The organism is Pseudomonas sp. WPR_5_2, assembly GCF_003634475.1.
In the GTDB taxonomy this organism is placed as follows: Bacteria; Pseudomonadota; Gammaproteobacteria; order Pseudomonadales; family Pseudomonadaceae; genus Aquipseudomonas; species Aquipseudomonas izuensis.
In genome coordinates, this window is sequence record NZ_RBLA01000003.1 from 15,542 (window position 1) to 38,877 (window position 23,336).

Sequence of the window (23,336 nt, forward strand, 5' to 3'; positions counted from 1 at the left end):
GTGTGATGGCCGGGTGCGGTTGTATTTAATTATTGAGGTTTTTTTCATGAAACGATTACTGATTTTTTTGTGTTTTGCTGTGTTCTCTCACACCAGCCTGAGTGGGCCGCAAATTAATGTCGGTGTGGTTTACGACTATCTGGATGGAGACAAAAGTACTTTTTTGAAACGGGTATTCAATGGCGGTGACAGTACGGCTTTTGTGAAGGTCAACATTCTTGAAATTGTCTACGACGCCGACGGGACGTCCCGGGAAATCCCGCTCTCCACTCAGGCTGACGCCAACGCCCGTGACGGCCTGATGGCCAGCCCGGCCCGGTTGATCGTACCGGCCAACGGCATGCAGGGCACACGCCTGTTGTACATGGGCGAGAGGGAAAGAGAGCGGTATTTTCGCGTGCGTTTCGTACCGGTGGTTCCAGAGAAAGAAGATGAATTCGCGGTGTCCGCAGAGGAGCGGGAAGACTACAAAAAGGGCCTGTCTGCCGGGGTCAACGTATTGGCCGGGTACGGTACGGTGTTTTTCGTGCGGCCTAAAGAAACGCGTTACGACAGCGTGATCAATGACGTCCCGGGCCAGTATGCGATTCGCAACAACGGCAATAGCGTGGTGGTGATTGACGAGTTCAAGGACTGTTCGGTGAAAAACGAAGCCGAGTGCCAACCCACCACGAAGCATCACATCCTGGCAGGTCGCACCTTCAAGTTCGATAAACAGGCTGGACGCGAATACCGATTCACCCTGATTGAAGGTTCCGCCACCAAGAAATTCGAGATAAAGGGATGAAGAGTGTTTTACGTACTCTTCGAGGCGGACTTCGATCTGCACGCGACAGGTGAATAACATGTTTAAAACGATATCGACTGTAACTTCAATGATGATGCTGACGCTGGCCAGTCCCAGCGTATATGCAATCAGGGTGAGCGAGACCTTCGATGTTTCGGTCACCATTCCCACCGCCGCGTTTCATGTAATACCGACTGATCCCGACTGGATTCACCTGGAACAACGCCTGAACTGGAATCCTGTCACGTCCGAATTAAGCCCCTTGCGTAAACAGTTTGATGTCAAAAATGAAAATGGTGCCATTTCTGCACGCCTGTTTTTTGAACCGTACCTGAGCAACGGCCGGGACACTGACAATATTCCATTGATTGTCAAATTCAACAACAAAAGACTCACTCTCGATCCTGACGAAGTCATCTCCGAAATGGATGGCCGGACGGGGAAGCGCGTAGGACTGGAGATCGCTGCTGTAAAACCCGGGGATGGTTATAAGTCCGGCGATTACTACGGCAGCGTGCACATGATTTTTGAAGCCATTGCGCCTTGATGATTTTGGTCAACGTCGTTGGGCGCATATAGGTTTAATGAAAGTACATGGATACTTCAAAAAGCTTCACACATCGGTTGTTCCATTTGTTCAGTGCCTCCGCTCTGTTGTTGCTATCGACAAGTGCTAGTGCTCTCGTGCAGGACATTACCGCGAAGTTCACTCCGGACCCGGCTAATCCGCTGAATAACGAGTTCGTTAATACAACCCCAGAAACCGGAATCTGCGCTTGGCATGCGCCTGCGACACCCACTTGCAAGGCCTTGGGTATTTTCACGATTCGTGCTCCATTCATTGCAAACTCCAACGGACCTATTCTGGCTAACCATGAAGATCCCCGACAGGGTGCGATGTGGAAGATGCCCTCCGAGTGGCGGGAGGTGGACGTCATTCACCGCGAGACCGGGGAAGTAGAGACGGTGCAAGTGCGCATTGCCGGCGTCGGGCACCGATGGGGCCTGGATCGGCCACCTGGCGTTAGCGCCTGGGAAAGGCCAGGCATCATTTCCTGGTCCAATCAGTGGCGCCAGGCGCCTAGTCCTTGTGCAGGCATTAATTACCTCGCGGCGAGCACTAGCTTTGCCTTGTTCTTTTGGATCGTTCCTGAAAATGCGGGAGTCTGTAGCCGGCAACCGGGAATGGACATTCCAAGATTTTGGTATGACACCCTTGAATACGCCTATGCAATCAAAACTCCAAAACCCTTGACGATGTCCACCGGGCAATACACCGGCAGTATCAACTACACCATGGGACCTGGAGGAGATTTTGATTTCGGCGACGTCATGATCCCGACAGACAATCTCTTCACGTTCAACTTCACGCTGGACGTGCAACATGCACTCAAAGTTGAAATTCCACCCGGAGGCAATCGAGTGGAATTGTTGCCTCAGGGTGGCTGGCAAGCTTGGCTGAACCAGGGGCGCAAACCCACACGGCTGTTTCGCGATCAGACGTTTAATATTTCATCTTCGAGTCGGTTCAAGATGGGCCTTGAATGTGAGATCGCGGGCGGCGGCAATACGTGTTTGGTGCGTGACACGACGTCAGGTCATGAGGTCCCACTGAACGTCAGTGTCAGTCTACCCAATGGTCTTACGGACGCCGCCGGACAAGCGGTCAATCGCCGACCTTTGTTGCGTGACGGCAGTGGAACCGAACTGTTCCAGCCCGGTTTTTACGTCGACCGAAAACCCGGAACCCTGCATTTCGATATCGACCGGGAACATGTGGAACAGATGCTGACCGGTGGCGCAAAGACCTATTCGGGCAACGTCACGGTGGCCTGGGATTCGGAGGTCTAGAGCCCAAGCCCTGAAAGGCGGCGCCGGTCAGCGCCGCACCATTTCAACCGGCAGACACTGCGTATGGCTACCCGGTTGCAGATAAGGGTTGAGGATCGGCGCCATCCCCTTGAGCACCTGCACAGGCAATGCCGAGGTAAAGGTGAAGCTCTCGGCGCTACGCCCCGGCACGAACGCGGTGAGGGTGCCGAAGTGGGTGTCGCCGATGTAGAACACAAAGGTGGCCGTGCGGTTGATCGATTTCGAGCTCAGGATGCGTCCGCCCGAGCCGAACGCTTCAATCCGGTTATCGCCCGTACCGGTCTTGCCGCCCATGGCGAGCGGGGTGCCATCGGGCAGTTTGAATGTGCCGGCCACCCGTTTCGCGGTACCGGCATCCACCACGTGTGACAGGGCTTCGCGCATCGCCGCCGCGACTTCGGAAGGCATGACCCGTTTGCCGACATCCGGGTCATTGATGAGTTTGGTTTCATACGGCGTATTCGCCGCGAAGTGCAGGCTGTCGATGCGCAGCGTCGGCATGCGCACGCCGTCGTTGAGAATGGTGCCGATCAGCTCGGCGAGGGCGGCGGGGCGGTCGCCGGAGCTGCCGATGGCGGTCGCCAGCGACGGCACCAGGTGGTCGAACGGGTAGCCGACTTTCTGCCAGCGTTGGTGAATGTCGAGGAACGCCTCGATTTCCAGCATGGTGCGGATACGGTTGTCGCGGGCGCCCTTGTGCCGGCTCTTGAACAGCCAGCTGTAGACTTCCTGGCGTTCGAACTGGCTGGCTTTGACGATGTCCTTGAACGTGGCATCCGGGTGGGTCAGCAAGTAGCCCATCATCCACAGGTCCAGCGGGTGCACCTTGGCGATGAAACCCTGGTCCGGCAAGTCGTAGGTGCCGGGGCCGTAGGACTCATAAAGGCGCTGCAGGCGCTCGTCGGTGAGTTTTTCGGTGAGCTTGGTCTCCGCGAGGTGCGAGCGCACGAAGTTGTTGAAGCTTTGCTGACTGGCCTGGGGCAGCAGGTAACGGTGCACGGCGGCCAAGCGGATCGGCGTCGGGTGCATGGCGTCGAGGAAGGTCTCGAGCCGTGCCTGGGTGTCCTTGTTCTTGTACTTCTTCCAGAATTTCAGCAGGAACGACGTGCCCTCGCGATCGGCGAACTCGGCCAGGTACTCCTGACGCCGGGGATCGCGGTCGTCCTTGAGCAGTTCGGCGCTGCTGTTGGGGCCGGAATAAGTGGTGTAGCGCACCAGGTCGCGCATCAGGCGGATGAACGGCAGGTTGATCGACTCCCGAATGGCATCGCGCAGGGTCGGCATGCGGCCGTTGTCTTCCTTGCGGAAGTTGTGGAACACATGCAACCCGCCACCGGTGAAAAACGCCTCGCCGGGGCTGGCCGAGTATTTGCGGTCCAGTGCGGCACTGAGCATGGGCGACAGGCTGCGGTCCTTGTTCTGAATCAGGTAATCGACCACCCAGCGGCTCAGGTGATCCTGCTCCGGCACCTCGACTTTTTTCAGTTCCGGCACGGTCATCCCGGCATATTTGTCGTGCAGCTCGGAGATGATTTGCAGGTAGGTGGTGAGCACGCGCATTTTCGCGGTGGAGCCCAACTCCAGTTTGCTGCCTTCGTTGATGTCGAATGGCTGATCGGTGCTGTCGGTCTGCACCCGCACCCGTGAGCCGTCCGGGGTCAACTCGAACAAGGTGAAGCTGTAGCGCACCTGGGTGGTGCTGGTGGGGGTCAGAAGGCGTTCGCCCATCAGGCCGATTTCTTTCGCATATTCCGGATCGGCGAGTCTTTTCAGGTACGCGGTTGCCTGGGTTTGCAGATCGCCTTGCAGGGTGCTGGTGGCCGAGAGGTCCAGGCGGTCGAGGTCATACAGCGGACGGTTGAGCAACCCGGCCAGCCGGCTGCGCGCCACGCTGATGCCCTTGTTGGTTTCGATCGGTTGAATGGTCGGCTGGGTCGCCCAGTCGCGGTACGTGACCTTGCTGGCCAATGCCGCGGCGGCGAAAGGTGCATCGATCACATTGTTCTGCGCCAGCAAGCGAATGTGGCTGTCGGTAAGGTCGGCCAGTTCATCACGGCCCTTGGTCAAATAGTGGGAAGGGCGGCGCTGGGCAATCATCAATGAAAGCATTTCGCGCAGTGCCAGGCCTTTTTCCGCCAGGCTTTGCGGATCCTTCGCGTCGCTGGCCAGGATTTCGTTGGCCTTGGCGAAATCGGCGCCGTACCACACGCGCAACCCTTCGGCCATGCCATGTACTTCACCGTGGCCGGGTACCGCCGACAGGGGCACGCTATTGAGGTAATCGCGCACCACGTTCTGCCGGACCTTGAGCGTTTCCGGCCCATCCTGATAGGCGCGTACGCTGGCGGAAATCATCTGGCGGATTTTCTCCCCGCCCGACACGGTCAAGCCATCGGGCGAGTGCCGGTACTTCTCCAATTGCGTCGCCAGGGTACTGCCGCCCGCCGACTGGCCGGGCAAGTGCAGCATCTTGGCGACCTGGGTATAGGCCGCCATGCCGAACCGCGGCCAGTCCACCGCCGGGTTGGCCAGGGGCTGGCGCGGGTCGAGCAGGAAACGGTTTTCGATAAACAGCAAGCTGTTGACCACCACCGGCGGAATCGATTCGAAGCTGGAATAGAGCTGTTGCGGATAGTTGAACTGGTACAGCGGTGCCGCCTTGCAATCGGTGATCGACAAACCGGCCTGGATTTTTTCCGAATAGGGCACGAACAAGCCCTTGTCGCTGTAGTTCATCAGCGCCGGAGAAAAGCGGGTCTGGGCGGTAATGACGTAATCACGCTTGAGCAGGCGCGGCAGGAACTCGCCCAGGGAGCTATAGCCCAGGCGCAGATCGAACGGGCCGGCCCCCGGATAATGAATCGCATCGCTGGGACCGGGTTTGAGCTCATAACTCAGGGTTTTGGCAAATTTGCTGACCTCCCGGGCCTGAAACCTCGAGGTGCGCATCTCCTTGGACGCCGCCAGGCCTACCACGATTGCAATAATCAGCATCAACAACCAGAAAGCCTTCCAGCCGTGCCGGGAACGGCGGGGTTTTTCAGGTAAAGGCGCTTCGTCATCCACTCGTTCAGTCGGGACCACAGTTTTACTCGAATCGGTTTGCCATAACGCGCCCATAGTCGACTGATCCATTCACGCAGATTGATCGGACTTGTCTGAAGCTTAGACGGTGGATGGCAATGGTGAAAAAATTGTGACCCTCCAAATATCGTGGATCCACTTTGAGCTTGTGGCAGAAGATTTGCTGTGGGGGGCGTGTTGTGGCCAGGGAGCTTGCTCCCGTTCGACTGCGCAGCAGTCGCAATACCAGACAACCGGTTCTTTCAGGCAATCCACGATCGCCGTATTTGGGGCCGCTTCGCAGCCCAGCGGGAGCAAGCTCCCTCGCCACAAGCAAGCTCTTTTACCCTACAGGTAATGTATACAAGAGTAGGTCGGAGCTAGAGCCAACAGGCATCCCAGAGCGGGTAATCACCGATTTTTTCTACAAGCCCTGCGCGTAAAGGGTTGGCAACGATGTAGCGAGCGAACGGCAGGAGATCTTCGCCATCCCGAATGGCCCTGTCGTGATAGCCGGTTTGCCAGAAGGCCCCTTCACGGTTCAGTTTTCGGTTGATGGTCAGCGTGCTGCGAGACTTGATGGATTGCATGAGTCGCGCCAAGGTGCATTGTTCCAGTTGTACCAGCCAATGAAAGTGGTCTGGCATGATCACCCAGGCAATCGAATTCACCCAGCCATGCTCATGGGCGCGCTTGAGTTCCGCAACAAGCAAACGTCCTACCTTCCAATCGTTGAATATCGGTTGTCTCTGATGCACGACCGCTGTGATGAGATAGGCCCGACCTGTTTGCGAGAAACGCCCATGGCGCAGTAAGTGTGAGTTTGGTTGTGGCTGCATTCCTTGCGACCCTTTGCAGTTGGTTCCCTTTAACCCTAGCCACCCACCTGCCTACACGTAGCTGCAATTTCTGAGTGAAAAATCCGAGAGCCATGAAGGACCTCTGGACCGGGATGTTTCAACTTCCAGGTGCATTTGTGGCGAGTGAGTTTGCTGTGGTGAGGGAGATTGTTGTGGCGAGGGAGCTTGCTCCCGTTCGACTGCGCAGCAGTCGCAATACCATACAACCAGTTCTTTCAGGCAATCCACGATCGCCGTATTTGGGGCCGCTTCGCAGCCCAGCGGGAGCAAGCTCCCTCGCCACAGGGGCCGCGCAAGCTGTAAGGCTTGTGCTAGACACTTCGGTTGGAAATGACGCTGCACCCATACCGTGCAATACTCGGCGGCGCTTTAATAGCGAAAAATCCTACAAAATTCAGTCAATTTATCTCTGTAAATCGCAGTTTTATCGTGATGTACGCCTGATTTTTGTGATTTATAGAGTGAAAATCTCTGCTTCCAGCTTTTTATACTGCATACCCCGCTGATCTCGCAGGTTTCGTCCTGTCAGACGGTTCTGCCCACGAAGCAGCGCCGGTTACGGGAAGCACTGGCTTATCAGCCGGTACTTCAACACTCGGTGGTCATATCCAATAACAAGACGAGGTTGCACCCTATGCCCGTTGGCAATCACCTGCCCCATGGCGAGACCGCTCAGGGCGGTCCGCTCAAACGTGAACTCGGCGAGCGGCATATCCGCCTGATGGCGCTCGGTGCCTGTATCGGCGTCGGTCTGTTTCTGGGGTCTGCCAAGGCCATTGAAATGGCTGGCCCGGCCATCATGCTGTCCTACATCATCGGCGGTCTGGCGATCCTGGTGATCATGCGCGCCCTCGGCGAGATGGCCGTGCACAACCCGGTTGCCGGTTCGTTCAGCCGTTATGCCCAGGACTATCTCGGCCCGCTGGCGGGCTTCCTCACCGGCTGGAATTACTGGTTCCTGTGGCTGGTGACCTGTGTCGCGGAGATCACCGCCGTGGCGGTGTACATGGGCGTCTGGTTTCCCGATGTACCGCGCTGGATCTGGGCGTTGTCGGCCTTGATCAGCATGGGCACGATCAACCTGATTGCGGTCAAGGCCTTCGGTGAATTCGAATTCTGGTTCGCCCTGATCAAGATCGTCACCATCATTGCCATGGTGTTCGGTGGTATCGGCATCATTGCCTTTGGCTTGGGCAACGACGGTGTGGCGTTGGGCATTTCCAATCTCTGGACCCATGGCGGCTTCATGCCCAATGGTGTGCAAGGCGTGCTGATGTCCCTGCAAATGGTCATGTTCGCCTACCTCGGAGTCGAGATGATCGGCCTGACCGCCGGCGAAGCGAAGAATCCGCAGAAGACCATTCCCGATGCCATCGGCTCGGTGTTTTGGCGGATTCTGCTGTTTTACGTCGGCGCGCTGTTCGTGATTCTCTCGATCTATCCGTGGAACGAAATCGGCACCCAGGGCAGTCCGTTCGTGATGACCTTCGAGCGCCTGGGCATCAAGACCGCCGCCGGCATCATCAACTTCGTGGTGATCACCGCCGCGCTGTCGTCGTGCAACGGCGGCATCTTCAGTACCGGGCGCATGCTCTACAGCCTGGCTCAGAATGGCCAGGCCCCGGCAGGTTTCGCCAAGACCTCGAATAACGGCGTGCCGCGTCGCGCACTGTTGCTGTCGATCGGTGCCTTGTTGCTGGGCGTGCTGCTCAACTACCTGGTGCCCGAGAAAGTCTTTGTCTGGGTGACGGCGATTGCCACCTTCGGCGCGATCTGGACCTGGGTGATGATCCTGCTGGCCCAGCTCAAGTTCCGCAAAGGCCTAAGCGCCAGCGAGCGTGCCGGCCTGAAATACCGCATGTGGCTATACCCGGTCAGCTCGTATCTGGCGCTGGCATTTCTGGTGCTGGTGGTCGGCTTGATGGCGTACTTCCCGGATACCCGCGTGGCGCTATATGTAGGCCCGGCGTTCCTGATTCTGCTGACGGTGCTGTTCTATGTGTTCAAGCTGCAACCGACGAATGCCTCGCAGGGTGCAGTACGTTCGGTCCCGTAGGCTGAAAAAGCTGTTGTGGCGAGCGAGCTTGCTCGCCACAAGACTTCATAAGGTTTACTTCTATCAAGCGGGTGCGGCTTGAAGTGGTCGATTCAAGCGCTTGTTGAATTCCAGCCACGCCCCCAGCAACGCCATCAACCCGGCGCCCACCAGCGCCGTGAAGATCTGCATGGCAAAAGCATCGTCGGTCATGGCGTTGACCATGTCCGCCAAGGGCGCCAGCAGCACGCCAAGGCAGAAAATCTCCAATGAGAAACGCCCCATGCGACAGCTTTGCTGCGCCAGCCAGTTCTGTGTCCAGCCGGTGTCGGGCAGCACTTTCGCCGTGACGTAGGCCAGGGCCAGGAAGTGCAGCAGGCGCGCGGGCGACAGGTTGGTCTTGCTGATCGGGTACAACAGATTGCCCAAACTGGCCGGCATCAACGCGTCGTGAATGTGTGGCCAGCGCCATGCGAGGGTCAGCACCCCGGCAACGGCCACGTACAGCGCCGCGGACATGAACAGCGGCTGGCGCAGCAATGGCCGGGTGTCCGGCACGCGTGGGCGCTGTGCATGAATCGCCGCGGCGCCGCCCAGCACGAACAACAGTTGCCAGGCGACGGGGTTGAAGTACCACACGCCGTCCTTGATCGCAGCCAGGTTCCAGCCAAACAACGGCACCGTCAGGTACACCGCCAGCGACATGGCCACCACCACCCAGGCCTTGCGCACCAGCATCGGCAGCACCAGCGGCAACCCGGCCAGCAGCACGATGTACAGCGGCAGCGGGTCCATCAGGTTCGGTTTGAAGCGCAGCAACAGTTCATCGATCAGCGCCTGCTGAGGGTCGCTGATGAAGTGGTGCATGCCCATTTCCTCCACCAGGTCGCGGGTTTCCACGTGGCTGTTGGCGAAGAACACGATGCCCATCAGCATCGCCAACAGGAAGATGTGCACCACATAGAGCACCCACGCACGCCGCAGGATCTTCACGCAGGCGATCAGGTAGCCATCGCGGGCGAGGATCTTGCCGTAGGCCAGCACGGCTGCGAAACCTGCCAGGAACACGAAGACTTCGGCGGCATCGCTGAAGCCGAAGTTGCGCAGGGTGATCTGGCCCAAAGGGTTGTGGGGCACGTGATCCCAAAAGATGAAGATCAGTGCCAGGCCACGAAAAAAGTCGATCCGGTGATCGCGTGCTAGCGTCATGACGGCAGGCTCGTAAACGGGTGTTGAACAAAGGAGTCGCCAACGCGCGAAAGCTTGCGTGCCGCACATTGGCGGCGCGCAGGGTGGACCGATTCACCGGCAATTGCAAAGTCGGGGTATTTCGGGATGTTGAAGCGGTGTTTAACCGCTGGTCTGAAAGCTGGCTTTACCTGTGATTTCTGACAGTAGACGAGCTCAAATACTTATGGGTGAGCACCGAGTCCTGTCCGGGAGCGTCAGCATGAGACGGTTGTGGAAAGGCTTTTCCAGCTACACGGTGATCGGGGTCGCCAACACCCTCATTCATTGGCAGATCTTCTTCCTGCTGAGCGTGGCAGCGGGTCTGCGTCAGGCTATCAGCAACCTGGCGGCCTTCTGCTTTGCCGCTTCGTTTTCCTTCTACATGAATGCGCTTTATACCTTCGACAGAAAGGTATCGGTCGGCGGCTATCTGTTGTTCATGGCCGCGATGGGGGCGTTGAGTTATGGCGTCGGCCATGCCGGTGACCTGTGGCGGTTGCACGGTTTGCTGACCGTGGCGCTGTTTTCGGCGTTGAGTCTGGTGTTGGGCTTCCTGTTTTCCAAGTACGTGGTGTTTCGCGGGCGCAATGCATGAAGATCTCGCTCATCGTTCCGGTGTTCAACGAAGAACAGGCGATCGAGCTGTTCTATGGAGCCGTGCGACGCGAGTTGAAGCTTGACGATGCCGAGGTGGAAATCGTCTTCATCAATGACGGCAGCACGGATGGCACGGCCGAACGTGCCACAGCGCTGGCGCAGGCGGACGATCAGGTCATGTTGGTCAATTTCTCCCGCAACTTCGGCAAGGAGCCGGCGCTGTTCGCCGGGCTGGAATACGCCACCGGCGACGCGGTGATCCCGATGGATGTCGACCTGCAGGACCCGATCAACGTGATCCCGTTGCTGATCGAGCAATGGCTCAAAGGCGCAGACGTAGTGCTGGCGAAACGCCGGGACCGCAATTCCGACAGCTATCTGAAACGGCGCAGTGCGTCGTTGTTCTACCATCTGTTGAATCGGATTTCGTACACCCCGATCGAAGAGAACGTCGGGGATTTCCGCCTCATGGACCGCAAGGTGGTCAACGTGATCCGCACCCTGCCGGAGCATCAATTGTTCATGAAAGGCGTGCTGTCCTGGGCCGGGTTCAACACCGTGGTGGTGGAGTACGAGCGAGCGCCGCGCGTGGCGGGGAACAGCAAGTTCAACGGCTGGAAACTGTGGAACCTGGCGCTGGAGGGCGTGACGTCGTTCAGCACCGTGCCCTTGCGCTTGTGGACGTATATCGGTGGCGGGATCTCGATCTTCGCCGTGCTGTATGCGGTGTACATGGTGCTGGACAAGATTTTCAACGGCAACAACGTGCCCGGCTATCCCTCGTTGATGACCGCCATTCTCTTTCTCGGTGGCGTGCAATTGATCGGTATCGGCATCCTGGGCGAGTACATCGGACGGATCTACATCGAGGCCAAGCATCGGCCCCGGTATGTGGTCAAAGACATCGTCGGCGGCAAAGCGCAGCGCGGGCCGTAGCATGGGCAGGTTCAGCGATTTTTTCGTCAAGGAACTCGGCAGACGCCAGGTCTGGCTGTTTTTTCTGCTCGCGACCTTTGTGTATGTTCTGCCGCTGATCCTCGCGGACTATCCCTACATCGATGATAACTGGCGCTCGCTCTCGGCCGGCATGGCCTGGACAGAGCAGGGGCGAGTGTTTGCCGAGCTGTTCTATAACGCTCTGACCTTCAGCAATGGCGCGCCGAATATCTTTCCATTGCCGTTGTTGATCGCCACCCTGGCCCTGTCCTCGGCATTGACCAGCCTGACGTTTCATTACTATCGCCAGCCGACCGTCGCGTGCTGCCTGGTGCTGTTGCCACTCTGGTACAACCCGTTCTTCCTGCAAAACCTGTCCTATCAATATGACGGCGCGCCCATGGCCTTGAGCCTGGTGGCGGTGATCTACGCCATCACCTTTCGCCACCCTTCGCGCAACGTGCAATGGCTGGTGCCTTCGTTGCTGATTGCGCTGGCGCTGGGGCTGTATCAGATCAGTCTGAACGTGTTTCTCGGGCTTTGTTGTCTTGAGCTGCTCAGGGCTGTGGACGACAAAATGCCTTGGCCGCAGTGGGGCGCCCTGATTGGCTGGAAGTTTGCCCAGTTGGCGCTGGGCTGGCTGATTTATGGCGTTACGGCCTATCCGTTCATGGGGAACAACCGCACCTTGTTGCTCAACCTGTCGGCCCGGCCCTTGCTGCAAATCGACGTCAACATTGGCCGGGTGCTGGAAAAAGTCGTGCTGCTGTTCCACGGCGGATTTGCCTGGGTATTCGCCGGGCTATTGCTGTGTGCCATTGTGGGGGCGGTACACCTGGGGAGGAACGTCGCCCGACGCCAGGAGAGCGGGCCGAAGCGAGTGTTGATCGGCTTGCTGTGTGTGCTGACAGTGCCGATGGTGATGCTGCTGGTATCGGGTGTGGCACTGATCTTTCGAGACTTCAACGAAGGTGCCAGAACCCTGATGGGGTTTGCGGTGTTGCTGGTGCTGCTGTTCTACCTGAGCCATCTGGCGCTGGCGTCCTTGCATGAGCGATTGCCGCTAATGTTGCTGGTGCCGCTGCTGGCAATGCTCTCGCTGTCGTTTGCCTATGGCCGGGTGCTGACGATGCAGAAGACCTTCGCCACCAGCGCGCTGTACAGCCTTGAGCGCGATATCAGCAGCCATCCTGCCTTGCGCGAGGCCAAGCGCATTTACATGTCGGTGACCTATTCAGATCACTGGTTACTGGGGGCCGCCGGCTCATTCAAGCAGATGCCGGTGTTGCACTATCTGCTGAACATCGACTTTTACATGCTGGCGGAAAACCTGCCCAAGGTGGGCATTTCCAACGTGGTCGCGGAGCGGGAGCGGCGCAATGCGACGCGGGTGGGGTATCAGCATTTCTCGCCGCTGGTGGAGAGCCCGTATTACCGGATTTACCTCCTGGGCGATTACGGTTTTATCGTCATGAAAGAACCGGCCCCGATCAAATCGCTTTCCTGGTAAAGCGTTATGCCGGGGCCGTCAGCGTCAGGCAGCCGCTACTTCGTTAGGCTCGAAACTGTCCGCACGTGCCATCTGCCACATCCGCGAATAGAACTCGCCGTTCACTTCCCCGGTCAGCAGTTCTCCCGGTTTCAGGAACACGTGCAGCTGCGAGAACAGTTTGATCTCGGTGGCCGACATGCGCCGTACCAGGTGCTTGGCCGACAATTGCGACGGATGTTCAAGGCCGGCAGCAGCGAGCATTTCGGCCAGGCCCTTGAGGGTGTTGCGGTGGAAGTTGTAGACACGCTGGGCCTTGTCCGGCACCACCAGCGCCCGCTGGCGCAGGGTGTCCTGGGTGGCGACACCGGTCGGGCATTTGTTGGTGTGGCAGCTCTGCGACTGGATGCAGCCGATGGCGAACATGAAGCCCCGCGCCGAGTTGGCCCAGTCGGCACCGATGGCCAGGACGCTGGCGATGTCGAAGGCACTGACGATTTTGCCGCTGGCGCCGAGTTTGATTTTGTCCCGCAGGTTCAGGCCCACCAGGGTGTTGTGCACGAACAGCAAACCTTCGCGCATCGGCACGCCGATGTGGTCGGTGAACTCCACGGGCGCAGCACCGGTGCCGCCTTCCTTGCCATCGACCACGATAAAGTCCGGGAGGATGCCGGTTTCCAGCATGGCCTTGGCGATACCCATGAATTCCCATGGATGACCGAGGCAGAATTTGAAGCCCACCGGTTTGCCACCGGACAGCTCACGCAGCTGCTGGATGAAATGCATCATCTCGATCGGCGTGGAAAACGCGGTATGGCGTGACGGCGAGATACAGTCCTCGCCCATGCTGATGCCACGGGTATCGGCGATTTCCTGGGTGACCTTGTGTTTGGGCAGGATGCCGCCATGGCCAGGTTTGGCGCCCTGGCTCATCTTGATTTCGATCATTCGCACTTGCGGCGTTCGGGCCTGCGCGGCGAAGCGTTCCGGGTCGAAGCGACCGTCGGCGGTACGGCAGCCGAAATAGCCGCTGCCCAATTCCCAGGTCAGGTCGCCACCGTGTTCCCGGTGATAGGGGCTGATGCTGCCTTCGCCGGTGTCGTGGGCGAAGTTGCCGAGCTTGGCGCCCTGGTTCAACGCGCGGATGGCGTTGGCGCTGAGCGAACCGAAACTCATGGCGGAGATGTTGAACACCGACGCGGAATACGGCTGGGTGCATTGCGGGCCACCGACCGTGACCCGGAAGCCACTGGGGTCACTCAATGGCGCCGGGCGCATCGAATGGCCGATGAATTCGAAACCTGACTGATACACGTCGATCAAGGTGCCGAACGGCTTGTCGGCGCTTTCATTCTTGGCTCGGGAGTAGACCAGCGAACGCTGGGCCCGGGAGAAGGGCAGGGCATCGCTGTCGGATTCGAGCAGGTACTGACGGATTTCCGGGCGAATGGCTTCGACCAGATAGCGAATGTTGCCCAGGATCGGGTAGTTGCGCCGCACCGCGTGGGGGCTTTGCAGCAGGTCGCCAATGCCGATCAGGCTGAGGACGCCGGTGACGGCGGTGATCGGCCACAGCCAGTCGTGTTCGAGGAAGGGCAGGCTGGCGAGGGTGAATATTACGCAGACGGCAAAGAAGGCGTAGCGGCTCAGGAGTGACAGGCTCATACGGTTTCCTTGGGTTCGGACTCAAATTTTGGCGAAACGCAAATCACTGTGGGAGCGAGCCTGCTCGCGAAGGCGTCGGTTCAGTCGACATCGATGTTGAGTGAAATACCGCATTCGCGAGCAGGCTCGCTCCCACAGAAAAGCGCATCAGCGCTATATCAGGCATTTTGTGCCTGGAGAAAAATCGAAAACAGCTCGGACTGGGACTTGATCCCCAGCTTGCTGTACATGTGTTTCTTATGGACTTTCACGGTTTCGATGGAGATTTCCAGCTTGCGGGCGATTTCCTTGCTCGAGCAGCCGCTGAGCATCAAACGCCCGACATCCAGCTCCCGGGCGGTCAACTGCGCGCCTTTGAGTTGTTGCACCGACGCTTCCAGTTGCACCCGCCAATCCCCTCGCACCGGGGCGGGCGCCAGGGCCACCACTTCATTGATCTCGTAGGGCAAACGCTGGCGCAACAAGCCCAGCACCCACGGCGCAATCAGCGACAGCAAGGCAATCTGCCCGGCACTGAAGCGCTGTTTGCTGCCCAATGACAGGCACAGCGTGCGGTCGCCTTCGAGCTGACAATTAAACTGGATTTCATCGGCCACGACATTCACACGAAAGTATCGTTGATAGTATTCCGTGAGTTCGAAATGTTCCGGGGCCACTTCCGATAAACGGTACAGACCGGTGCGCGATTGCTCGCGGCAGGCGATGTAGAAGGGGTCGAGCAGGTACAACCCGCGCAGGTAGTCCTGGAACAACGGGTCGGGGCCACCGTCAACGCCGGGGCATTCGGCGAACACTTGCGGGTGCTGGTCGGCGCTGAACAGCAGCGCCACCCAGCTGTCGCAGGGCACGTACTGGTCCAGCAGGCGCACCAGCTGCGTCCAGAAATTGGGCTTGTCCAGGGCATCGATCAATTGCCCGACCGAACGGTGCCAGGCGATGTCGTCCAACGAGAGTGTCATGCATCTACCCCTATCGTGTTACCCCAGCGGCGTGATTTCCCGGCCGCTGGCTTGCTGCGCATACTGGCGCACAGACAGCGACCGGGCAATCTTTCCGGCGTTCAGAACAAGGACTCCCCATGAAAGTCGAACTCGCCCAATTGGCGGGCCGTGACAACGACACGGCTTACAACCTCGAACGCGCCCTGGCAGCGATCAACGCCTGTGCTGCCGATACGCAGCTGATCATGTTCCCCGAAAGCCACTTGATGGGTTTCCCGTCGGCCGAGTCCGTGGCCGACGTCGCCGAACCACTGGACGGCCCGACCGTCAGCGCGATTGTCGCCGCCGCCCGTGAGCGCGGGATTGCCGTGGTCATCGGCACCGCCGAGAACGACAACGGCCGTTTCTACAACACCACGCTGCTGATCACCCCCGAAGGCATTGCGCTCAAGTACCGCAAAACGCATTTGTGGGCCTCGGATCGCGGCGTCTATGAAGCCGGCGATCGCTATGCCACTTGCCTGTGGAACGGTGTACGCGTCGGCCTGCTGATTTGCTACGACATCGAATTCCCCGAGACCGCCCGCGCCCTGGCGCAATTGGGCGCCGAGTTGCTGCTGGTGACCAACGGCAACATGGACCCCTACGGCCCGACCCACCGCACCGCAATCATGGCCCGTGCCCAGGAAAACCAGGCGTTTGCGCTGATGGTCAACCGGGTGGAAGAGGGTGACGGCGGGCTGCTGTTCGCTGGCGGCAGTGCGCTGGTCGATCCGCTGGGCGCGCTGTTGTTCGAAGCCGGTCGCTATGAAGGGCAGTTTGAGGTGGAGCTGGACCTGAACCGGCTGACGGCGGCGCGCCAGGATTATCGGTATCTGGATGATCAGCGGCTGAAGTTGCCCGGTGAATTGATTGAGCATGCTTGTGGATTGCGGGAGCTGATGATTCCTGTGCGCTGATCCTGATTCTGTGTTGGCCGGGCTGACGCTATCGCTGGCAAGCCAGCTCCCACAGGGATCTCAGGCCTTCACAAAACCAATGTGGGAGCTGGCAAGCCAGCGATGAGGCCCTGACAGGCAACACACCTGTTTGATCTACCCAAGAACAACAAAGCAACACCCGAAAACCCTGCGCCGAACTCGGCTCTGCCATAAATCCAATAACAACCGGAGTAGTCGCTCATGGCTCGTTTGCAACGCACCCTGTCATTAGGGTCGGTGGTGCTGTTCGGCATCGCCTATATGACGCCGATCATTGTGCTCGGCACCTTTGGCATCCTCGCCCAATCCACTGCCGGCATGGTGCCCGCCGCTTACCTGGCGGCGCTGGTGGCGATGTTCTTCACGGCCATGAGCTACGGGCGCATGGCCTCGGCCTTCCCGGTCGCCGGTTCCGCCTACAGCTACGTGCGCAAGGCCATCAGCCCGAAACTCGGCTTCATCGCCGGCTGGGCGGTGCTGCTCGATTACCTGTTCCTGCCGATGGCGATCTGGCTGATCGGCGCGGCCTACCTCAACTCGGCGTTCCCGGCAGTACCGCAGTGGGTCTGGGTGCTGGCGTTCATTGGCATCACCAGCGCCATCAACATCGTCGGCCTGAAACTGGCCAATGGCATCAACGCCCTGCTGATGCTGGTGCAGTTCCTGGTGTTGATCGCCTTCGTGGCGCTGTGCGTGCACTACGTTGCCGGCGATGCGAGTACGCCGCTGTGGTCGGTCAAACCGTTCTTCAACGGCGACATGCAAATGCCGTTGATCATGAGCGGCGCGGCCATCGCCTGTTACTCGTTCCTGGGTTTTGACGCGGTCAGCACCCTGACCGAAGAAACCCGCGACCCACGCCGCACCATTCCACGGGCAATCATGCTGATCACCCTGATCGGCGGGCTGATTTTCGTTGGCGTGTCGTACTTCGTGCAGATCGCTCATCCGTCGTTCCAGTTCGACAATGTTGACTCGGCGGCCTATGAAATTGCCCGCAACATCGGCGGCGACCTGTTCGTCTCGATCTTCCTGATCGGTCTGATCGTCGGTCAGTTCGCCTCGGGCCTGTCGGCCCAGGCCAGCGGTTCGCGCCTGCTGTATGCCATGGGTCGCGACGGTGTATTGCCGAAGTCGTTTTTCGGTACTTTGCACGAACGCTTCGGCACGCCGATCAACAGCATCCTGCTGTGCGCCGTGGTGGCCTTGCTGGCACTGAAACTCGATGTCACCACCTCGACCTCGTTCATCAACTTCGGCGCGTTCCTGGCCTTCAGCCTGGTGAACCTGTCGGTGATCTTTCATTACTGGATCGGCGGCAAAAAGAAAGGACTGCGCGAGCTGGTGCTGTTCCTGGTTTTCCCGTTCATCGGATTGGTGGCGGACCTGTGGCTGATGGTCAGCCTCGATCACCTGGCGATCTACCTCGGCCTGAGCTGGCTGACGATTGGCGTGGTGTACCTGGCGGTGCTGACCAGCGGTTTCCGTCGCCAGCCGCCGGAGATGGATTTCCAGGAAGCGGCATAATCGAGCGAGGCTGCGATCTACTTGTGGGAGCGAGCCTGCTCGCGAAAGCGGTGTATCAGGCGACATCATCATTGACTGACTGGGCCCCTTCGCGAGCAGGCTCGCTCCCACAGGGGATCAGCGGCATCTGCAAAAGTCGGGTCAGCTGTCAGGCCTTTGATCGAGAGCGGTGGACATGTGATCCTTGCCGCTTTTGAGTCAAAGGCCTTTGTTCATGTCGACGTTTGCTGCCCAACCCACCGGACTTATCCACATTGCCGCCGCCCTGCTGATCGGTCCTGACGGCCGAACCCTGCTGGTGCGCAAACGCGGCACCCAGGCATTCATGCAACCGGGGGGCAAGATCGAAGCCCATGAACAACCGGTCAATGCGTTGGCCCGGGAGCTGGAGGAAGAGCTGGGGCTGGTCATCGATCCGGCACACGCCACCTTCCTTGGTCAATTCTCGGCGCCCGCCGCCAACGAGCCGGGGTTTGTCGTAAAGGCCGAGATTTTTCTGCTGAACATCGATGTGGATGTCACCCCGGCAGCCGAGATCGAAGAGGTGATCTGGATCGACCCGGCCACCAACGGTGATCTCACGCTGGCGCCATTGACACGAGACCTGATCCTGCCGTTTTATCGGGATTCGCTGACCGCGACCGCCTGATCATTTACGCCCGATCATCCATAGCAAGGACTCGCCATGATCCCGCTTCAAGACTTGTTGATATTCGCTGCCGCCGCGTTGCTGATGGTCCTGACACCGGGGCCGAACATGATCTACCTGATCTCCCGTTCGATCTGCCAGGGCCGCAAGGCCGGCGTCACCTCGTTGCTGGGGGTGGTCGCCGGGTTTTTCGTCCATCTGTTCGCCGCCGCTGCCGGTTTGACCGCGGTGTTCCTGGCGGTGCCGATGGCCTATGAAGTGCTGAAGTGGGTTGGCGCGCTGTACCTGTTGTGGCTGGCCTGGCAGGCGGTCAAGCCCGGTGCGCGTTCGCCGTTCGAGGCCCAGCAATTGCCGCCGGACTCGTCGCGCAAGCTGATCACCATGGGGTTTCTCACCAGCGCCCTGAACCCCAAGATTGCGGTGTTCTATTTGTCAGTATTTCCGCAGTTCATCACGCCCGAGCACGGTTCGGTGTTCACCCAAAGCATCGTGCTGGGCCTGACCCAGATCAGCGTCAGTTTCAGCGTCAATCTGCTGATCGCGCTATTTGCCGCGGGCATTGCCTCGTGGTTCGTCAATAACCCGACCTGGCTGGCGCTGCAGCGCTATTTCATGGGCTTCGTGCTGTCGGCGCTGGCGCTGCGGCTGATGCTTGAACAACGCCGGATGGTCTGAACATGTGGATCGAGCGGCTGGACGCCAGCCATGCCCTGGACTACCGGGCGCTGATGCTCGAGGCCTATGACCGGCATCCGCAGGCGTTCACCTCCAGCGTACGCGAGCGCGCGTCCATGCCGCTCCACTGGTGGGAGTCGCGCCTGACCGGCAAGCTCGATGTGGTGTTCGGCGCGTTCGAGGAAGGCCGGTTGGCGGGCATTGCCGGGCTCGCCTTCGAGCCCCGGGAAAAGGCCCGGCACAAGGCGACGCTGTTTGGCATGTACGTGTCCGCCCACGTGCGCCAGCGGGGCCTCGGTCATCAACTGGTGCAGGCGGTGCTGGCCGAGGCGCGGACGCATACGGAATTGCGGCTGATCAAATTGACCGTCACTGCCGGCAACGATGCCGCGTTCAATCTGTACCGGCGCTGCGGCTTCATCCAGTTCGGCCTGGAGCCGATGGCAGTGCGGGTGGGCGAGGACTACTTCGACAAGATTCACATGTGGCGCGAGATTTAAGGGGCGTCCCAGTCCCCTGTGGGAGCAAGGCTTGCCCGCGATGAACGATAACGCGGTCTGTCTGATTGACTGCGGTGTGCCCATCGCGAGCAAGCTTTGCTCCCACAGGGGATGTGTGTCTATCGAACGGCGCTGACGCCATCCAAAGTAGAAAACGACGTGTCCTTCGCTGTCAGCAGAAAATCGCGCATGTACGGCGCATCCAGCATGTCGGCCCGGATCGCCGCGTACAGCGTCGCGAACAACCCTTTCTCGCCCAGGCGCTTGGCCTTCACATAGCCACGTGAGCTGTACTCATGCAGCGCCCAATGGGGCATGCCGCACACGCCGCGGCCGCTGGCCACCAGTTGCATCATCATCACCGTCAGTTCCGAGGTGCGCACCTGGGCCGGTTCGACGTCGGCGGGCTCCAGGAAGCGGGTGAAGATGTCCAGTCGATCGCGCTCCACGGGGTAGGTAATCAGCGTCTCTGTGAGCAAGTCTTCCGGCACGATGTAGGCCTTGCCCGCCAAGCGGTGCTGGTTGGCCACGGCGAGCATCGCTTCATAGGTAAACAGCGGCACATAGGTGATACCCACCAGATCCACCGGGTCGGAGGTCACCACCAGGTCCAGATCACCACGGGCCAGGGCCGGCAACGGCGCGAAAGAGAAACCCGAGGCCAGGTCCAGCTCGACTTCCGGCCAGGCATCGCGGAACTGGTCGATGGTCGGCATCAGCCACTGGAAGCAACTGTGGCACTCGATGGCCATGTGCAGACGTCCGGCAGTGCCACCAGCCAGGCGACCGATGTCGCGTTCGGCGGCGCGCAACAGCGGCAGGGTGGCGTCGGCCAGTTGCAGCAGGCGCAACCCGGCGCTGGTGAAACGCACCGGTTTGGTCTTGCGCACAAACAACGGCATCCCCATCCGTTCCTCAAGCTCCTTGAACTGATGGGACAGCGCCGATTGGGTCAGATGCAGGCGGTCGGCCGCATCCACCAGGCTGTCGGCTTCGCGCAAGGCGTGCAGGGTCTTCAAGTGACGGATTTCAAGCACCGTGGGCTCCATGAGGAAAACTTGTGATCAACACGAAAAGGTTGAGTTTGTCTCATGTTGGGTTGGCTGTCGACAATAGCGCCATCTTTTACACAGGAGCACATTCGACATGGCCGTGGCCCACACCTTAGGTTTCCCGCGCATCGGCGCCGACCGCGAACTGAAAAAAGCCCTCGAAGCCTACTGGAAAGGCGACCTCGACCAGAGCGCATTGAAAAGCGTCGGCCGCCAGTTGCGCGCCACCCACTGGCAATTGCAGAAAGACGCCGGCATCGACCTGCTGCCGGTCGGCGATTTCGCCTGGTACGACCAGGTGCTGACCCATTCCCTGACGTTCGGTGTAATCCCCGAGCGTTTCGACAACACCAAGGACGCACGCGGCCTGCCGACTCTCGATACCTTGTTCGCCATGGCCCGTGGCGCCACTGCGAGCTGCTGCGGCGGCGAACATGGCCAGGCGCAATATGCCCAGGAATTGACCAAGTGGTTCGACACCAACTACCACTACCTGGTCCCGGAATTCACTGCGGATCAGCCGTTCAAACTGAGCTGGGAACAGCTGTTCGATGAAGTCGAAGAAGCCAAGGCCCTCGGTCACACCATCAAACCGGTGATCATCGGTCCACTGACGTACCTGTGGCTGGGCAAGGCAAAAGGCAACGACTTCGACAAGCTCGACTTGCTGGAGCGCCTGCTGCCGGTCTACGGCGAAATCCTCGGGCGCCTCGCTGCCCAAGGCGTGGAATGGGTGCAGATCGATGAACCGATCCTGACGCTCGACCTGCCTCAGGAATGGAAAAACGCCTTCGAACGCGCTTACCACATCCTGCAATATTCACCGTTGAAAAAGTTGGTGGCGACCTACTTCAGCGGCCTGCAGGACAACCTCGGCCTGGCCGTCGGCTTGCCGGTGCAAGGCCTGCACATCGACGCGGTGCGCGCGCCGGACCAACTGCTGCACGTGCTCGATCGCCTGCCGATCTACAAGATTCTCTCGGTGGGGCTGGTCAATGGTCGCAACGTCTGGCGCTGTGAGCTGGAACCGGTGCTGGAACAGCTGCGATTTGCCCAGGAGCGTTTTGGCGACAACCTGTGGGTCAGCAGTTCCTGCTCGCTGCTGCACAGTCCGGTGGACCTGGAGCGCGAAGACAAGCTCGATCCGGAATTGAAAAGCTGGCTGGCGTTTGCCGTGCAAAAGTGTGGCGAAATCGCCGTGCTGCGCGATGCACTCAACGATCCGCAAGCGCCGAAAGTGCAAGCCGCGCTGGCCGAAAGCCGCGCCATCGCCGTCAGCCGCGTCGAGTCGCCGCGTATTCATAAGGCCGAGGTGCAGGCACGTATCAATGCCATCGACGCAACCGACAGCCAGCGCCGTTCGCCGTTTGCCAAACGCATCGAGCAACAGCGTGCACGCTTGAAACTGCCTGCGTTCCCGACCACCACCATCGGCTCGTTCCCGCAAACCGGATCTATTCGTCTGGCGCGGCAGGCTTACAAACAAGGCAAGCTGTCGGCCAACGATTACACCGACGCCATGCACCACGAAATCCGCCATGCGGTGCAGGTACAGGAACGCCTGGGGCTGGACGTGCTGGTGCACGGTGAAGCCGAGCGCAACGACATGGTCGAATACTTCGCCGAGCAGCTCGATGGTTATGCCTTCACCCGTTTCGGCTGGGTGCAGAGCTACGGCTCGCGCTGCGTGAAGCCGGCGATCATCTACGGCGACCTGAGCCGTCCGAAGGCCATGACGGTGGACTGGATCAGCTACGCACAGAGCCAGACCGACAAGGTCATGAAAGGCATGCTCACCGGTCCCGTGACCATGCTGATGTGGTCGTTCCCCCGTGAAGACGTGTCGCGCAAAGTCCAGGCGCAGCAATTGGCATTGGCCCTGCGCGACGAAGTGGTGGACCTGGAGGCCGCCGGCATCAAGATCGTGCAGATCGACGAAGCCGCGTTCCGCGAAGGCCTGCCGCTGCGTCGCGAACAATGGAAGGAATACCTGGACTGGGCCGTGGACGCGTTCCGCCTGAGCGCCAGCGGTGTGCGCGACGAAACCCAGATCCACACCCACATGTGCTACAGCGAATTCAACGACGTGATCGAGGCCATCGCGGCGATGGACGCCGACGTGATCACCATTGAAACCTCGCGTTCGGACATGGAATTGCTCGACGCCTTCGAAGCGTTCGATTACCCGAATGACATCGGTCCGGGTGTCTACGACATCCACTCGCCACGGGTGCCGGACACGGCCGAGATGGTCAAGTTGATGAGCAAGGCTGTGCAGCGCATTCCGGCTGAACGGCTGTGGGTCAACCCCGATTGTGGTTTGAAAACCCGGGCGTGGCCGGAGACCGAGGCGGCGCTGGTCAACATGGTGGCGGCGGCGCGGCAGTTGCGCAGTCAGTTGGCGTAATACAAAACCCTTGTAGGTGCGAGCCTGCTCGCGATGGCCTCACACGCGCCGCGTTGAAACAGACATTACGC

General features: G+C 59.5%; 19 protein-coding genes. 13 read left to right on the plus strand and 6 right to left on the minus strand.

The genetic code is table 11. From position 1 onward, the window contains the following. Nucleotides 1-46: 46 nt before the first annotated feature. From BJ917_RS12565 to BJ917_RS12575, 3 genes are read left to right on the plus strand one after another with little or no spacing between them, the layout of a single operon-like run. On the plus strand, nt 47-787 hold the full coding sequence (locus BJ917_RS12565) for a molecular chaperone (RefSeq protein WP_121103533.1): 741 nt from the start codon (nt 47-49) through the stop codon (nt 785-787). Nucleotides 788-845: 58 nt separating this feature from the next. Then, on the plus strand, nt 846-1,334 hold the full coding sequence (locus BJ917_RS12570) for a CS1 type fimbrial major subunit (RefSeq protein ID WP_096513264.1): 489 nt from the start codon (nt 846-848) through the stop codon (nt 1,332-1,334). A 47-nt stretch (nt 1,335-1,381) separates the two neighbouring features. Then, nucleotides 1,382-2,638: a hypothetical protein gene (locus BJ917_RS12575; protein WP_121103534.1), complete on the plus strand. Its 1,257-nt coding sequence runs from the start codon at nt 1,382-1,384 to the stop codon at nt 2,636-2,638. Between the two features lie 27 nt (nt 2,639-2,665). Here the strand turns inward: BJ917_RS12575 and BJ917_RS12580 are convergent, their stop codons facing one another. Both BJ917_RS12580 and BJ917_RS12585 read right to left on the minus strand, forming a co-directional pair. After that, the gene (locus BJ917_RS12580) at nt 2,666-5,779 is read right to left on the minus strand and encodes a transglycosylase domain-containing protein (protein ID WP_096513262.1); all 3,114 of its coding nucleotides are present in this window, start codon (nt 5,777-5,779) and stop codon (nt 2,666-2,668) included. A gap of 323 nt (nt 5,780-6,102) precedes the next feature. Then, entirely contained in the window at nt 6,103-6,561 is a 459-nt protein-coding gene (locus tag BJ917_RS12585) for a transposase (protein WP_096513261.1), read from the minus strand. A 655-nt stretch (nt 6,562-7,216) separates the two neighbouring features. Between BJ917_RS12585 and BJ917_RS12595 the strand changes: the two genes are divergently transcribed. Next, nucleotides 7,217-8,638 (plus strand): amino acid permease, encoded by a 1,422-nt coding sequence (locus BJ917_RS12595; RefSeq protein ID WP_096513260.1) that lies wholly within the window; start codon nt 7,217-7,219, stop codon nt 8,636-8,638. A 63-nt stretch (nt 8,639-8,701) separates the two neighbouring features. Here the strand turns inward: BJ917_RS12595 and BJ917_RS12600 are convergent, their stop codons facing one another. Then, nucleotides 8,702-9,826, minus strand: coding sequence for an OpgC family protein (locus tag BJ917_RS12600; protein WP_121103535.1), 1,125 nt, complete (start codon nt 9,824-9,826; stop codon nt 8,702-8,704). A gap of 241 nt (nt 9,827-10,067) precedes the next feature. Here BJ917_RS12600 and BJ917_RS12605 point away from each other — a divergent pair, with 241 nt between their 5' ends. From BJ917_RS12605 to BJ917_RS12615, 3 genes are read left to right on the plus strand one after another with little or no spacing between them, the layout of a single operon-like run. Further along, nucleotides 10,068-10,442 (plus strand): GtrA family protein, encoded by a 375-nt coding sequence (locus BJ917_RS12605; RefSeq protein WP_121103536.1) that lies wholly within the window; start codon nt 10,068-10,070, stop codon nt 10,440-10,442. Beyond that, nucleotides 10,439-11,380, plus strand: a complete 942-nt coding sequence (locus BJ917_RS12610) for a glycosyltransferase family 2 protein (RefSeq protein ID WP_096513257.1) — start codon at nt 10,439-10,441, stop codon at nt 11,378-11,380. Before BJ917_RS12605 ends, BJ917_RS12610 begins: the two co-directional genes overlap by 4 nt. Nucleotide 11,381: 1 nt before the next feature. Further along, complete coding sequence (locus BJ917_RS12615; protein WP_121103537.1) at nt 11,382-12,890, plus strand: glucosyltransferase domain-containing protein; 1,509 nt, start codon at nt 11,382-11,384, stop codon at nt 12,888-12,890. A gap of 24 nt (nt 12,891-12,914) precedes the next feature. Here BJ917_RS12615 and BJ917_RS12620 read toward each other — a convergent pair whose 3' ends face one another. Together BJ917_RS12620 and BJ917_RS12625 are read right to left on the minus strand one after the other, a co-directional pair. Next, nucleotides 12,915-14,534 (minus strand): FMN-binding glutamate synthase family protein, encoded by a 1,620-nt coding sequence (locus tag BJ917_RS12620; RefSeq protein WP_121103538.1) that lies wholly within the window; start codon nt 14,532-14,534, stop codon nt 12,915-12,917. A gap of 158 nt (nt 14,535-14,692) precedes the next feature. Beyond that, nucleotides 14,693-15,493 (minus strand): LuxR C-terminal-related transcriptional regulator, encoded by an 801-nt coding sequence (locus BJ917_RS12625; protein ID WP_121103539.1) that lies wholly within the window; start codon nt 15,491-15,493, stop codon nt 14,693-14,695. A 119-nt stretch (nt 15,494-15,612) separates the two neighbouring features. Here BJ917_RS12625 and BJ917_RS12630 point away from each other — a divergent pair, with 119 nt between their 5' ends. The 5 genes from BJ917_RS12630 (at nt 15,613) to BJ917_RS12655 (ending at nt 19,806) form a co-directional block, all read left to right on the plus strand. Continuing rightward, nucleotides 15,613-16,434 carry a carbon-nitrogen hydrolase family protein gene (locus BJ917_RS12630; protein WP_121103540.1) on the plus strand — a complete coding sequence of 274 codons (822 nt, stop codon included), beginning with the start codon at nt 15,613-15,615 and terminating at the stop codon, nt 16,432-16,434. A gap of 222 nt (nt 16,435-16,656) precedes the next feature. Beyond that, complete coding sequence (locus BJ917_RS12635) at nt 16,657-17,982, plus strand: APC family permease (protein WP_096513252.1); 1,326 nt, start codon at nt 16,657-16,659, stop codon at nt 17,980-17,982. Between the two features lie 214 nt (nt 17,983-18,196). After that, nucleotides 18,197-18,631: an NUDIX domain-containing protein gene (locus BJ917_RS12645; protein WP_096513251.1), complete on the plus strand. Its 435-nt coding sequence runs from the start codon at nt 18,197-18,199 to the stop codon at nt 18,629-18,631. 36 nt (nt 18,632-18,667) lie between these two features. Then, entirely contained in the window at nt 18,668-19,306 is a 639-nt protein-coding gene (locus tag BJ917_RS12650; protein ID WP_121103541.1) for a LysE family translocator, read from the plus strand. A 2-nt stretch (nt 19,307-19,308) separates the two neighbouring features. Beyond that, the gene (locus BJ917_RS12655) at nt 19,309-19,806 is read left to right on the plus strand and encodes a GNAT family N-acetyltransferase (RefSeq protein WP_096513249.1); all 498 of its coding nucleotides are present in this window, start codon (nt 19,309-19,311) and stop codon (nt 19,804-19,806) included. 119 nt (nt 19,807-19,925) lie between these two features. Here the strand turns inward: BJ917_RS12655 and metR are convergent, their stop codons facing one another. After that, nucleotides 19,926-20,843, minus strand: a complete 918-nt coding sequence (gene metR / locus BJ917_RS12665; protein ID WP_096513248.1) for a transcriptional regulator MetR — start codon at nt 20,841-20,843, stop codon at nt 19,926-19,928. A gap of 109 nt (nt 20,844-20,952) precedes the next feature. Here metR and metE point away from each other — a divergent pair, with 109 nt between their 5' ends. Continuing rightward, nucleotides 20,953-23,265, plus strand: coding sequence for a 5-methyltetrahydropteroyltriglutamate--homocysteine S-methyltransferase (metE, locus tag BJ917_RS12670; protein ID WP_121103543.1), 2,313 nt, complete (start codon nt 20,953-20,955; stop codon nt 23,263-23,265). The last annotated feature ends 71 nt before the right edge of the window (nt 23,266-23,336 follow it).

Bases quoted from the DNA above. Each gene is read 5' to 3' on its own strand.
- BJ917_RS12565 (WP_121103533.1), top strand. From the start codon at position 47: ATGAAACGATTACTGATTTTTTTGTGTTTTGCTGTGTTCTCTCACACC.
- BJ917_RS12570 (WP_096513264.1), top strand. From the start codon at position 846: ATGTTTAAAACGATATCGACTGTAACTTCAATGATGATGCTGACGCTG.
- BJ917_RS12575 (WP_121103534.1), top strand. From the start codon at position 1,382: ATGGATACTTCAAAAAGCTTCACACATCGGTTGTTCCATTTGTTCAGT.
- BJ917_RS12580 (WP_096513262.1), bottom strand. From the start codon at position 5,779: ATGGGCGCGTTATGGCAAACCGATTCGAGTAAAACTGTGGTCCCGACT.
- BJ917_RS12585 (WP_096513261.1), bottom strand. From the start codon at position 6,561: ATGCAGCCACAACCAAACTCACACTTACTGCGCCATGGGCGTTTCTCG.
- BJ917_RS12595 (WP_096513260.1), top strand. From the start codon at position 7,217: ATGCCCGTTGGCAATCACCTGCCCCATGGCGAGACCGCTCAGGGCGGT.
- BJ917_RS12600 (WP_121103535.1), bottom strand. From the start codon at position 9,826: ATGACGCTAGCACGCGATCACCGGATCGACTTTTTTCGTGGCCTGGCA.
- BJ917_RS12605 (WP_121103536.1), top strand. From the start codon at position 10,068: ATGAGACGGTTGTGGAAAGGCTTTTCCAGCTACACGGTGATCGGGGTC.
- BJ917_RS12610 (WP_096513257.1), top strand. From the start codon at position 10,439: ATGAAGATCTCGCTCATCGTTCCGGTGTTCAACGAAGAACAGGCGATC.
- BJ917_RS12615 (WP_121103537.1), top strand. From the start codon at position 11,382: ATGGGCAGGTTCAGCGATTTTTTCGTCAAGGAACTCGGCAGACGCCAG.
- BJ917_RS12620 (WP_121103538.1), bottom strand. From the start codon at position 14,534: ATGAGCCTGTCACTCCTGAGCCGCTACGCCTTCTTTGCCGTCTGCGTA.
- BJ917_RS12625 (WP_121103539.1), bottom strand. From the start codon at position 15,493: ATGACACTCTCGTTGGACGACATCGCCTGGCACCGTTCGGTCGGGCAA.
- BJ917_RS12630 (WP_121103540.1), top strand. From the start codon at position 15,613: ATGAAAGTCGAACTCGCCCAATTGGCGGGCCGTGACAACGACACGGCT.
- BJ917_RS12635 (WP_096513252.1), top strand. From the start codon at position 16,657: ATGGCTCGTTTGCAACGCACCCTGTCATTAGGGTCGGTGGTGCTGTTC.
- BJ917_RS12645 (WP_096513251.1), top strand. From the start codon at position 18,197: ATGTCGACGTTTGCTGCCCAACCCACCGGACTTATCCACATTGCCGCC.
- BJ917_RS12650 (WP_121103541.1), top strand. From the start codon at position 18,668: ATGATCCCGCTTCAAGACTTGTTGATATTCGCTGCCGCCGCGTTGCTG.
- BJ917_RS12655 (WP_096513249.1), top strand. From the start codon at position 19,309: ATGTGGATCGAGCGGCTGGACGCCAGCCATGCCCTGGACTACCGGGCG.
- metE (WP_121103543.1), top strand. From the start codon at position 20,953: ATGGCCGTGGCCCACACCTTAGGTTTCCCGCGCATCGGCGCCGACCGC.